Origin of the sequence: Streptomyces sp. NPDC051662 (assembly GCF_040681655.1) — a bacterium.
GTDB lineage: Bacteria > Actinomycetota > Actinomycetes > Streptomycetales > Streptomycetaceae > Streptomyces.
The window spans coordinates 38965-50952 of record NZ_JBFAZD010000029.1 but is presented as its reverse complement, the minus strand read 5'-3'; the positions used below and the strand labels follow the sequence as shown (position 1 = coordinate 50952).

Genomic DNA, 11988 nt, shown 5'->3' with positions numbered 1-11988 from the left:
GGCCACGGCCACGGCCACGGCCACGGAAGGAATCGCACGATGACCGAGGACGAACTCATCTCCCTCTTCACCCGCTGTTCCAACGAGGGGCGTTGGGGGGACAGTGATGAACTCGGCACCCTCAACTACATCACCGATGCCAAGCGGCTCCAGGCCGCGACCCAGGTCCGCCACGGCCGGACGGTTTCCCTCGGTCGGGATCTGTCCACCACAGCCGACGCCGTGAACACCGACCCGGTGCGCCATCGCATGCTCTTCGACGCGATCGCACCGCTCTCCGCCGTCGACAGCTTCGAGATGTCCATCCACGGCTTCGCCGTGACACATGTTGACGCGCTCAGTCATGTGTTCTGGAACGGGCGGTCGTACAACGGGCGCTCAACGCAGGACGTCGTCACGCCGAGCGGGCTGAACTTCGGTTCGGTGTACGCACAGCGCGAGGGCATCGTGACCAGGGGCGTGCTCCTGGATGTGGCAGCCGCGCGCGGGGTGCCGTTCCTGCGAGCGGGCGAAACGGTCACCGCGGCCGACCTCGACGCCGCCGAACAACTGGCCGGCCTGACAGTCGAGTCGGGAGACGCGGTCTTCGTCCATGTGGGCTTGGAGCGCAGGGAAGCCGAGGAAGGACCGGAGGATCTGTCGCTGCGCGCCGGACTCGGCGCGGACTGCGTCCCCTGGCTGCACGACCACGAAGTGGCCGTCTACAGCGGCGATTGCGTCGAGCGCATCCCCTTCCCCAGTGAGGCCGTACCGCTGCCCCTGCACCAGATCGGGCTGGTGTCCATGGGGCTGGTCCTGCTCGACTGCCCCAGGCTCGCCGGTCTCGTCGCCATCTGCGGCGAGCTGAATACCCATCAGTTCATGCTGACCGTGGCTCCGCTGCGTCTCCCGGGCGGTACCGGCTCGCCGGTGAACCCGCTCTGCGTTTTCTGAAAGCGGTCCTTCACCCGGACTGACCGCGTCTGTCCCGCTCTCTTCCTGCCGCTCGGCCGTGCCCCAGGCCGTGCGGCACGATCACCACCGCGGAGTCTCCATGTCCAAGGTCCGCTATCGGCTCTTCGCGCTCAATTTCCTGGCGTGTCTGATCAACTACGGTGACCGGACCGCTCTGTCCGTCGCCGCGCCGTTCATCCTCGCCGAGTACCACTTCTCCCCCGCGGTGTGGGGTCTCATCCTCAGCGCCTTCTTCTGGACGTACTCGCCCTTCGCGCTCCTCGGCGGCTTCATGGTCGACCGTATCGGCGTGCGCCGGGCGTACACGGCGTGCATGCTGGCATGGTCCCTCACCATCCCGCTGACGGCGGGCGCCTGGAACGCCGCCACCTTCATAGCCGTCAGGATGCTGTTCGGTATGGGCGAAGGACCGCAGGCCCCCATCAGCGCCAAGCTCACAGCGGACTGGTTCCCGAGGCGGCAGACCTCGACGATGCTGAACCTCGCGCAGGCCGGCACGACCGTGGGCCCCATCATCGCCACCCCGTTCGTGGTCTGGATCTGCGCCACCCTCGGCTGGCGTCCGGCGTTCCTGATGCTCAGCTCGCTCGGTGTGCTCTGGTGTGCGGTGTGGTGGTTCACCGCGCGGGACCGGCCCGCGGACCACCCCGGCGTCGATGCGGCGGAGCACGCCTACATCACCGCCGACCACACACCGGCCACCGACCGGAGCCGGCCGACGGGCCGCACCTCCCACGCCGAATTCTGGAACCTCGTCCGGCAGCGCCACGTCATCGCTCTCGCGATCGCCTTCTTCGCCTACTCCTGGGTCCTGTTCATGTTCCTGACCTGGTATCCGCAGTACCTCGTGGACGCCCGCGGCATGGACAAGTCGGACCTCGCGGGCACGGCGACGATCCCGTGGGTCGCGGCGACGGCCGGACTGGTCCTGGGCGGATTCACCGCGGACAGGCTGATCAAGAAGAGCGCCAACCTGATCACACCGCGCAAGTGGATGATCGTCGTTTCGCTCGTCATGGTGGCCGCCTGCTTCGGGCCCTCCCCCGCCGTGCGATCCCCCACCGTCGGCCTGCTGCTCGTCTGCGTGGCGATCTTCTTCCTGTTCGCCAGCTACCACTACCAGGCGCTGATCATCGCCACGGTCCCGCCGGAGTACACCGGACGCCTGGCCGGCGTCGTTCAGATGTGCTCAACACTCGCAGGGATCCTGGCCCCCATCGTGACAGGTGCCATCGTGGAAACCACCGGCAGCTACACCTCCGCGTTCATACTCGGCGCCGCCCTCGCCCTCGCCGGCGCGGTGGCCCTGGCCACGCTCGTTCGGCCACCCGCCCCGGCATCCGGTTCCCCGGAGACCACCACGCGGGGAAAGGCCGACCACGCCGTATCCGTACCGCGCCCTCACCACTGAGTGAACCGGTCATCGCGACCAGTCGCCACCCTGTGCGGGCCGACGTCGTCAGGACAGAACCCCGCCGCGCACAACGCGGAGTTGGGCCGGGTCGGCGGGCGAGACGTTCTGGATCGGGTAGCGGCTCACGACGCCTCCGAGCCGGTGGCGCCGACCCGCGATCATTGTGTCCGTGCGCCGCTCAGGTCGCTGCGGCTGTCTGAGCGTCGCCCAGTGCCATGCCGTGCCCGAGAGCGCTCCACGCCGTCGCGAGAATGTGAGGCTGAGCCTGCAGGGGCACGGTCACGGGGGCGTGATCCGGCGTGGCGACGGCGAGTGTGCAGAGGGCTCCCAGGGCTCCGATCACACGGCACCAGCGTTCGAGGTCTCCCTGCCTGGGGCCCGGCAGACAGAACATGCGACAGAAGTCCTCGCCGAGCAGTTCAAGGCCGCGCTGCAGGTGCGGCTCCTCAAGAGGTGTCATGAACGCCGACACGAGGGTGATGTAGCCCGGCCGACGCAGCGCCAGTTCGGTCAACGTGACGAGAGCGGCGGCGTCGCGTGCCGGCCCGCAGGGCAGGTCACTGACGGTGTGAAGGGCGGTGCGGGTCTGCCTCCCGCATTGCTGGACCGCCCTTTCGATCAGAGCGTCCTTGCTGGTGAAACGGTTGAGGATCCCAGCCTTGGAGTAGCCCGTGGCATCGGCCACGGCCTGGATCGAGGTGCCCTTCACGCCTCGGCGGGCCAGCAGCCCCGCGGCGGTGTCGAGTACCTCTTCATCGATCTCCTCCTTGGACGGCCGGATTCGCATGAGGTCAGCCTATCGCGAGCTGACCACCCCAGACACCGACTGACCGAATCGGGGACACTCTGACCGAATCGGTCAGTTAGTATGTGGCACGACCGCCTCCGCGCTTTCAACCGCGGTCGGCCCCCACACCCGACAACAGGAGCACTTCATGTCCTGCAACACACCGTCGGCTCCCAGCATCTTGATCGTCGGAGCCGGAGCAATGGGCATCATGTCCGGCTACCACCTGCGGCTGGCCGGCGCCGAGGTGACGTTCCTGGTGCGTCCCCAGCGCGTGGAGAAACTGTCACGGCCCCAGATGCTGTACTCCTACGACGACGTGAGCCTGAAGCCCTTCTCCGGCTACCGGCTTCTCTCGGACGTCACCAAGGCCGGCGACCGGGCCTACGACTACGTCATCGTCACCCTCGACGGCGCTTCCTCACGCTCCGCCGAGGGCACGGCCCTGCTGAACGGCCTCGGCGACACCGTCCGCGACACCTCTGCGGTCGTCATCATCGGCGGCGTCGGCCTCGGTCTGCGCCGGCACTGCCTCGACGCACTCGGCCTCGACGAGGAACGCGTCATCAGCGGAGCGCTCACCCTCCTGGCCCACCAGGTCGCCTCCGCCGACCTACCCGTCCACCCACCCACCGACCCCGCCCTCCTGGCTCAGGCCGACATGGCCTACCGCACCATGCCCACGGGAAGCTTCACGGTCGAGGACCGGTTCCCCGCCGTCGCCACTCGCTTCAAGGCGCTCTACGACGCCTGCGACGTATCGCACTGCGACATCGTCGACCACGACCAGTTCCCGGCCCAAGTAGCCATCGTGTTTCCGGTCTTCGCCGCATGCGAGCTGATGGGCTGGCCCCCTGCGGCACAGCTCACCGACCACAAGGACACCTGGAAACTCGCCGTCGACGCGGTCCGGGAGGTCGTCTCCCTCGACGAGTACGCCCCCGCGAATCAGGCCAGTAGCAGCGAGTTCCTGAAGGGGATGATGGCAGCCCTTGAGGAGAAAGCCCTGCCGCTGGACGCGAACGCGTTCAACGCGTTCCACCACGGCGGCAAGGTCGCGCAGCAAGACCTGGAACTGCTGCGGGACCACGTCGCCGCCGGGGAGCGTCAGGGCAAGCCCATGGTGACACTGAAACAGCTGATCGCCGATCTGACGGCGTTCCGTCAGCAAGCCGTCTGACGACAGTCCACGCCGAACAGACTCTCATCGGGGACCGCGAGCCGTATCCAGGTACCCGGCACTCGTCGCGTCCGTTCAACACGTGGGTTACGACGACGGCTTCGCCCCGCGCCGCCTGACCCATGCCGGGCGGCGACAAGGAGAACGGAAGTGTTCCAGCGGTGCTCTCCTCAGATCGATGACCGCTCGTGAGGAGAGCCGCTCGTCCACCACGTCCGTACCGAGGGGATCGTGGGGTCGACATGATCAGGCTGTGGGCAGGAGTTCCTCGGAAGGATTGTCCTCGCTGGAAGGCTTGCCCTCACTGTTCGCGGACGGGACGGCCGCACCCTTGCCGCGCAGGCGTCGCAGCCCGATGACGTACAAGGCGAGACCTCCGGCCAGCCAGCAGGACAGCACGATCAGCGGTCGCGCGGAGCCGGCACCGTCGAAGAAGGCGAACGAGCGCAGCAGGCTGCCGGTGGCGCCCGGTGGCAGAAACTGGCCCAGGGTTCCCCAGCCGGACGGAAGCAGTTCGGGTGCGCTGCTCAGGCCGGACAGAGGGTTGCCGACGAAGATCATCGTGACGGCACCCAGACCGAGACCCGCGTTGCCGAACGCCGTGCGCAGGCCGAGGATCGTCCACGCCGTCGCGGCGATCCCGAGGGCGGCGCCGGCGCTGGTCAGCCAATAGTTGCCGTCCAGTGAACCGAATCCGTACTGCAGCAAGGCCGTGAGAGCCATCGCCCCCGTAACAGAGAAGGCGAAGGCGGCGACGACACGCTGGCGCTGCCGGGGGACGGTGGCCAGCAGCACGGCCGCGCAAATCCAGCCGCCCAGCGCGAGAGGAAACGCACCCGCGGAGAGCCCGGCACCCGTGGGGTCGTCCGGCGGCAGCGGCCGTACGTCCTCGACCGGGACAGCCGCTCCTTGCGCCTCCCCCAACTGGACCGCGAGGGTCTTGAGCGTATTGGCGACCGCCGGGCTGGCGGCGCCGGCGACCAGCACGGTCGTATGGGTGCCGTCGGTGACGAAGGCGCCGTACGCGTCGCGGTCCAGGATGCGGTCCTTGGCCTCCTGGCCGTTGCCGAGCGTGGCTATGTCGAACGCGCCGGGGTCCTGCTCCCGCAGTTGATCTCGGAGCTGCCCGGCAGGCCCGCTCGGTCCGGCGACAGCGATCGGGATGTCATGCGGCTTCGAGTGCAGGGGCGGCAGGGCGAAGGCCGACAGCATGGCGAGGAAGAGCACGACCAGCCCGGCGACGACGATCGCGGGGCGGCGCCAGTCATCGGAGGGCGGCGCCGGGGCCTGGGACGGTGATGACGGTGATGGAGTCACCGGTCCTCCTGGATCTATGTGTGGTGCGGTAAGGGAAGTGTCAACGCGTGACGAAAATAAGATGCACGGCGCATCTTCAGCCGTCGCGGTATAGTGAACCACATAAGATGCAGAGTCGCTCTTAGGAGGCCCGGTGCGGCACACTTCCACTGCCAGCCAGCTCGCGCCCACCACTCGGACAGCGGGCAAGGTCGCCACACGTCGCCGCGGCAAAGAGCTGGAGCAGGCCATCCTCCGCGCCGCACTTGAGGAACTCGCCGAGACGGGCTACGTGGGGCTCACCATCGAAGGCGTCGCGGCCCGGGCCCGCACCAGCAGGCCGGTCCTGAACCGCCGCTGGCCCACCCGCGCCGAACTCGTACTCGCCGCCGTGGCCAACTCTCATCCCGGCACGGACGAGCTGCCCGACACCGGTTCCCTCCGCTCCGATGTCATCGCCCTGCTCCGATGGGTCTCCGACAGATTCGCCAACCTCGGCCCGGAGGTGTTCTGGGGCCTCATGGCCGAAACCGCCCACGACGAGAGGCTCTTCGCCCTGGTCCTGGCCCAGCACTCCCGCGTCCTGCGTCAGGAACTGGTGGTCACACTGGTGGACCGGGCCATTGCCCGGGGGGAGTTCGGGCCCGACCTCCCGACCCCCCGCGTGCTCACACTCCCCGTGGACCTGCTGCGCCACGATTTCCTGATGCACGGCAGGGTCGGCGACGAGGAGATCATCAGCATCGTGGACGAAGTATTTCTTCCCGTCCTGCTCCCCGGCACCCACACCCCCTGACGGCAGGCAGCCCATCGAGGGCGCGGCGACTTCGGAACCCCGCGATACGGCGGCAGATTAACGCACATGCACTTGCGTTTGCCGTGCGGCGCATCTATGGTGAGCTAACGCACAAGGATAGTGCGTTAACAAGGGACATCACCATGAAACTGTTCGTTATCAAGGCAACGAGCCACCTCGATCCGGTCGTCTCGGACCGCCTGCAAGCCGATGGGCGAGTGCACATCGGGCCGGCGCGCAGGGAAGAACCGGCGGCGCAACTCGTCGAGTGCCCGGAAGGAACGACGCGATGAGCGCCAACGACCCCTTCGCCCGCCTGCCCGAGGCGGCCTCCTTCACCGTCACCAGCACCACCGTCACCGACGGCGCGGCCTGGGCGCCCGAGCAGTTCTCCGGCATCTTCGGCGTCCCCGGCGGGAAGGACATCTCCCCGCAGCTGTCCTGGAGCGGCGCCCCGGACGGCACCAAGAGCTATGCCGTCACCGTCTACGACCCCGACGCCCCCACCGGGTCGGGGTTCTGGCACTGGGCGGTCGCCGATATCCCCGCCACCGTCGCCGAACTGCCCGAAGGCGCGGGCGACGACACCGGCTCGGGCCTGCCCGAGGGCGCCTTCCAACTGCCCAACGACGCCCGCGCCGCCCGCTTCATCGGCGCGGCCCCGCCCGCCGGGCATGGCCCGCACCGCTACTTCATCGTGGTACACGCACTTGACGTCGAGTCCATCGGCGTACCGGCCGACGCCACCCCGGCCTACCTCGGCTTCACCATGGCCGGACACATCCTCGGCCGCGCGGTCCTGACCGCCACCGCCGAAACCCCCGCCTGACCGACAACATGACCCGCCTCACCGGCACCACGGAGGGGTAGCTCCGCACCATCCCGGGGCCCGCGTCGTCCGCCTGAAGAAGGGCCATCCGCTGGACGGGTGGCCCTTCCGCCGCTTCCGCGCGGCGGCCGAGCGGCAGGGCGGCGGTCTCGTTCTTCGATCAGTGAGCCGAGGCGCGACGTCCCGATGCCCGAGATGGCGCTGGATCACGGTCCTGGCCGTCGCATACGCCGTAGAGCGCTGCCCGCACGATGACTGTTGAGTCCAGGGAATTGACGCCGTCGGCGGTGAGAAGTGCGCGGCCGAGCACGGGGCCGATGAGGAGTTCGAAAACCAGGCGGTGGTCGACCGTTCTGGGCAGCTCGCCGCGCTCCTTGGCCCGCTCGATGACCTCGGCGCAGAGCTTGAGGCGCTCGTCGAGATAGCCGACCTGAAGCTCGGCGAGCGACGGCTCGTTGGAACGGATCAGGTCCAGCAGGACAGGTCCAAGAGCAGACTGATACATCGCCAGAACATCATTGAGCATCTGAACGAGTTCGTCGTACAGACTGCCGGTGTCCTGAACGGGTACCGCGCTGTCGACGGCTCCTAGCAGCGCATCGCGCACGAGCGCGGCGCGGTCGCCCCAGCGACGGTAGATCGACGTGTGGTGCACCCCCGAGCGCTCGGCGACAGCGGTGACGGTCGTCGCCTCCAGGCCTTCCTCAAGGAGGAGGGCCTGGGTGGCGGAGAGGACCTCGTGTCGGACTCGCGCGCTGCGGCCACCTGTTCTGCGGACTGATTCTGTCATGCCACCAATCTAACGCACACGAGCTTGCAATAAGTGTGTGAGTGCGCATAGCATCGCCGTTATCGCACAACGATGTGCGTTCATGGAAGGGGAACAGGATGAAGCTTTTCGTCATGGGCGGTACGGGCTACATCGGATCGGTCGTCTGCGAACGGCTGCTCGCCGAAGGGCACCAGCTGCGGGGCCTGGCACGCAGCGACGAGGCAGCGGCCCAGCTCGTCGAGGACGGCATCGAGCCGGTGCGCGGCGCACTCGGCGATGTCGACATCATCCAGAAGGAGTCGCGGGCGGCCGACGGCGTGGTTCAGATCACGACGGGCGGGTTCCTGGTTCAGGCGCTGGACACGGTCCATGAAGCCGTGGCGACCACCGATGCCGTACTGGAGGCCCTGGCCGGCACGGACAAGCCCTACATCTGGACCGGCGGCACCGGCGGCTGGCTCGACACCGGCTGTGCCTTCCCCGAGCGGGTCGTCACCGAAGCTGATCCCATGACCGTCCCGCACTTCTACATTCATTTCCTTCAGATCGCCCAGAAACTCCTGGCGGTCCAGGACGTCCGCGCGATCATCATCGCGGCGGGCCAGCTGTACGGGCGGGGCGGCGGCTACATCGGGCCGGTCGGGCGATCGTTCAACGACGTTCGCAAGCATGGGGTGGTCCACGCATGCAACACGGACAATGCGTTCACCTTCGTCCACGTCGATGACCTCGCCGACCTGTACGCGATCGCTCTCAACAATCCCTCCACACGCGGGCAGTACATCGCCGCGACCGACACCGTCCACATGATGGATGTGGCGCGTGGAGTCAGTAAGGCGGCCGGCCTCGGTGGGGAGATCGTGGTCGTCGATCACATGACGATGCGACAGCTCAATGGCCGAGCGAATGAAGGGGATTTCTTCTACAACCTCCGCGCCTCGTGCGCGAAGGCGCGGGAGGAACTTGGCTGGCAGCCGCACCGCCCCGGTCTCCTTGAGGAGCTCGCGTCACTTCCCCAGCCGCTTGACCTCAAGAGCGTCTACCCGGAGCCGAAGCGTCAACCGGCGGCGTCGCTCGTCAAGTTCTGACGCGAGGGCTGCTGGGACAGGACGACTCCAGCGCATCGAAAAGACTGCACGACGTGGGCCCTGGCCGCCGCGCGTGGCGCGATCGCCTTGACCCGGCAACACCCGAGGCCAGTGGGTGAGCTGTGCCGACTCGGGCGGTACCGATCGACGCCGATCGCATCTCCATCGCGATCGGCGTCGATGACGCGTTCGATGCGATCGACGCTCTGATCACCGCTCTCGCGCGGACCTTGCGGAAGGATCTCAAGAGATGATGCTGATCGACTACTTGGACCGAGGCGCGAGGATAGCCCCGGACGCGCCGTGCATGACACTGCCCGACGGAACGACACTGAGCACGCACGCCGAGTTCCATCAGCTGACCCATCGAATCGCCGCGGCAGTTCTTTCCCATGGGTTCAAGCCTGGTGACCGTGTCGCCGTGTTCAGCCCGAACGACGGGGACGCGTTCGCGTGCGTTGTCGCTACGGTTCGCGCGGGCGCAGTGTGGACACCAGTGAACGTGGCCGGCAAAGAGGACGAGACCGGCAGCTTTCTGCATCTGGTGGGGTGCACCCGATTGATCTATCACGGCAGCCTTGCCGATCGAGTACCCGCACTGCTCGCACGCGTCCCCTCGATCAAGTCGGTGGTCTCCATTGGCCGCGGCCGCGGCAACGATCCCGTACTGTCGGACTGGATGGCACCGGTGGGGACTCTGTGCGCCGATCAGCCTGCTGACACGGAGCGCCTTGCGATGTTGGCCCCGACCGGAGGCACCACGGGCGCACCGAAAGCGGTGCCCATCACCCATCGACAGTTGGTGTTGATGTGCCTGGCGCAGAACGTCCACTTTCCTGAACAGCAGCCTCCGAGATACATCTGTGCGACGCCGATGACGCATGCCGCAGGGATGGCAGCTTTCCCGGTGCTCGCCGAAGGCGGCCAGGTGATCATTCATCAGGGGGTCGAAGCGGTCGACATCTTCGAATCGATCCAGCTCAATCGAGCGACCAGGATCTTTCTTCCACCGACCGCGCTGTATGCCCTACTGGCTCACCCGGATGTGCGCACGCGAGACTTCTCGTCCTTGTGTTACTTCTTGCTGGCCGCAGCACCGATCGCCCCCGAACGGCTCGCCGAAGCGGTCGAAGTGTTCGGCCCGGTAATGACCCAACTTTTCGGCCAGGCCGAAGCCCCGTTCGTTTGCACGGTGTTGACACGGGAAGACATCGCCGACGCCGCCGCCGACGTGAAGCATCGCGGCAGACTTGCGTCCTGTGGCCGACCGACGATCGCGGCGCGAGTGGAGATCATGAACGATCTCGGCGATCTCCTTGGCCCCGGCGAGCAAGGCGAGATCGTCGTACGCTCCGATCTCGTATTCGGCGGGTACTGGAATAATCCTGAGGCATCGACCGAAACCCGACGCCGGGGAGGGTGGCACGGCACCGGTGATATCGGCTACCGCGACGAAGACGGCTACGTCTACATACTCGATCGCAAAAGAGACATCATCATCACCGGTGGATTCAACGTCTTTCCATCCGAAGTGGAAGCAGTGCTTCACACCTTCTCGGCCGTGAACGACTGTGCCGCCATCGGCATCCCGGACGACAAATGGGGCGAGGCGGTCACTGCCGTCATCGAAACGAAACCGGGGCAGACCCTGGATCCCGACCAGGTCATTACCGCCTGCAAACAGGCTCTGGGCTCAGTAAAGGCGCCGAAATTCGTCGAATTTCGTGACCTTCCACGCTCTCCCGTCGGCAAAGTCCTCCGTCGAAAACTACGAGACGAGTACTGGGCTCACCGCGACCGCAAAGTCTGACCTTCAGGCGGTCCGCGCCACTCAGCTCGTCGAAGTGCCCTCTCTGCCAACCTGGGTTGAGGTGCTCATTCGGTGAATCCTTCGAGTTCGGCGATCCGGCGGAACACTTCGAGGGTGTCGACTCGTTCCAGGGTGGGGTCGAGTTCGTAGTAGACGGCGAGGATGTTCTGGGCGATCCGCCCGCGCTCGTCGAGATCGGCGAACCGGCCGAGGTTGATGTCGCGCATGGCGTCCTCGGGTGTCATTCCCTTCTCGTGGCGGGCTCGCGCTTCGGCCTGCACCCAGGTCAGGTAGTCGCGGACCTGGTGGATGCCCGAGGCGGCGATGACGGGTCCGTGGCCGGGGACTACCAGTTCGGGTTCCAGGGCGAGCATCCGGTCGCAGGCGGTGATCCAGTTGGAGACAGGGCCTGCCCAGCTGATCGGTGTGCCCCCGATGAACAGCAGGTCGCCTGCGTACAGCACGCGTTCGGAGGGTACGAACACCACGGTATCTCCGCCGGTGTGGGCCGGCCCCAGGTTGATCAGCCGCACCTCGACGCCGCCGACGTCCATGGTCAGTTCATGGTCGAAGGTGCGAGTGGCGCCGGTGGGAGTGATGTCGGAGAAGTCGAATGGCTCGAATATGTGGCGTGCGAATCTACCGGCCGGCCCTGTCTGAGTGAGTAGGCCCCGGACGAGGTCCGGACCGCTCGTCGCCATTTCGTCGGCGGTGGCCCGCGACGTGATGATCTGGGCGTCGGCGACCAGTTCGTTGCCGTACCAATGGTCCCCGTTGGCATGGGTGTTGACGACGGTCCGGATCGGGTTGTCGCCGGTGAGCTGACCCAGACCGTCGAGCATCTCGCGGGTCATGGCCAGGTCGAACAGGGTGTCCACCAGCAACGACTCACCGGCCCCGGCGACAAGGCCGGCATTGCTCCAGCCCCATGTGCCGTCGGGGACGAGCCAGGCGTGGCAATGCTCGGTGAGACGGTGCAGGCCGCGGGTGTAGGGGATGGAGGGAGTCGAGGTCATGGGTGTGCTCTTTCCGGTCGGGCAGCCGACAGGACCGGCTGCTGCG

The 11988-nt window shown here is 66.9% G+C and carries 12 protein-coding genes; 8 read left to right on the top strand and 4 right to left on the bottom strand.

The features are described 5' to 3' along the window. Positions 1 to 39 precede the first annotated feature (39 nt). Both AB0M67_RS33890 and AB0M67_RS33885 read left to right on the top strand, forming a co-directional pair. Entirely contained in the window at positions 40 to 933 is an 894-nt protein-coding gene (locus AB0M67_RS33890) for a cyclase family protein (protein ID WP_365751416.1), read from the top strand. A gap of 100 nt (positions 934 to 1033) precedes the next feature. Further along, positions 1034 to 2365, top strand: coding sequence for an MFS transporter (locus AB0M67_RS33885; RefSeq protein ID WP_365751415.1), 1332 nt, complete (start codon positions 1034 to 1036; stop codon positions 2363 to 2365). Positions 2366 to 2546: 181 nt separating this feature from the next. On the opposite strand, the gene AB0M67_RS33880 is transcribed toward AB0M67_RS33885, so the two are convergent. Further along, a complete protein-coding gene (locus AB0M67_RS33880) occupies positions 2547 to 3155 on the bottom strand; it encodes a helix-turn-helix domain-containing protein (RefSeq protein WP_365751414.1) in 609 nt (202 codons plus the stop codon). Between the two features lie 148 nt (positions 3156 to 3303). On the opposite strand from AB0M67_RS33880, the gene AB0M67_RS33875 reads away from it, so the two are divergent. After that, positions 3304 to 4335: a 2-dehydropantoate 2-reductase N-terminal domain-containing protein gene (locus AB0M67_RS33875; protein ID WP_365751413.1), complete on the top strand. Its 1032-nt coding sequence runs from the start codon at positions 3304 to 3306 to the stop codon at positions 4333 to 4335. Between the two features lie 246 nt (positions 4336 to 4581). Here AB0M67_RS33875 and AB0M67_RS33870 read toward each other — a convergent pair whose 3' ends face one another. Continuing rightward, complete coding sequence (locus AB0M67_RS33870) at positions 4582 to 5652, bottom strand: hypothetical protein (RefSeq protein ID WP_365751412.1); 1071 nt, start codon at positions 5650 to 5652, stop codon at positions 4582 to 4584. Between the two features lie 133 nt (positions 5653 to 5785). Here AB0M67_RS33870 and AB0M67_RS33865 point away from each other — a divergent pair, with 133 nt between their 5' ends. The 3 genes from AB0M67_RS33865 (at position 5786) to AB0M67_RS33855 (ending at position 7256) form a co-directional block, all read left to right on the top strand. Continuing rightward, a complete protein-coding gene (locus tag AB0M67_RS33865) occupies positions 5786 to 6427 on the top strand; it encodes a TetR-like C-terminal domain-containing protein (protein WP_365751411.1) in 642 nt (213 codons plus the stop codon). Positions 6428 to 6570: 143 nt separating this feature from the next. After that, positions 6571 to 6720, top strand: a complete 150-nt coding sequence (locus AB0M67_RS33860) for a hypothetical protein (RefSeq protein ID WP_365751410.1) — start codon at positions 6571 to 6573, stop codon at positions 6718 to 6720. After that, a complete protein-coding gene (locus AB0M67_RS33855; protein WP_365751409.1) occupies positions 6717 to 7256 on the top strand; it encodes a YbhB/YbcL family Raf kinase inhibitor-like protein in 540 nt (179 codons plus the stop codon). Before AB0M67_RS33860 ends, AB0M67_RS33855 begins: the two co-directional genes overlap by 4 nt. A 160-nt stretch (positions 7257 to 7416) precedes the next feature. On the opposite strand, the gene AB0M67_RS33850 is transcribed toward AB0M67_RS33855, so the two are convergent. Beyond that, entirely contained in the window at positions 7417 to 8046 is a 630-nt protein-coding gene (locus tag AB0M67_RS33850; RefSeq protein WP_365751408.1) for a TetR/AcrR family transcriptional regulator, read from the bottom strand. A gap of 98 nt (positions 8047 to 8144) precedes the next feature. On the opposite strand from AB0M67_RS33850, the gene AB0M67_RS33845 reads away from it, so the two are divergent. Next, positions 8145 to 9116, top strand: a complete 972-nt coding sequence (locus AB0M67_RS33845; RefSeq protein WP_365751407.1) for an NAD-dependent epimerase/dehydratase family protein — start codon at positions 8145 to 8147, stop codon at positions 9114 to 9116. Between the two features lie 250 nt (positions 9117 to 9366). Further along, positions 9367 to 10926, top strand: a complete 1560-nt coding sequence (locus tag AB0M67_RS33840; RefSeq protein WP_365751406.1) for an AMP-binding protein — start codon at positions 9367 to 9369, stop codon at positions 10924 to 10926. Between the two features lie 65 nt (positions 10927 to 10991). Here AB0M67_RS33840 and AB0M67_RS33835 read toward each other — a convergent pair whose 3' ends face one another. Next, positions 10992 to 11942 carry an MBL fold metallo-hydrolase gene (locus AB0M67_RS33835; protein WP_365751405.1) on the bottom strand — a complete coding sequence of 317 codons (951 nt, stop codon included), beginning with the start codon at positions 11940 to 11942 and terminating at the stop codon, positions 10992 to 10994. Between the last annotated feature and the right edge of the window lie 46 nt (positions 11943 to 11988).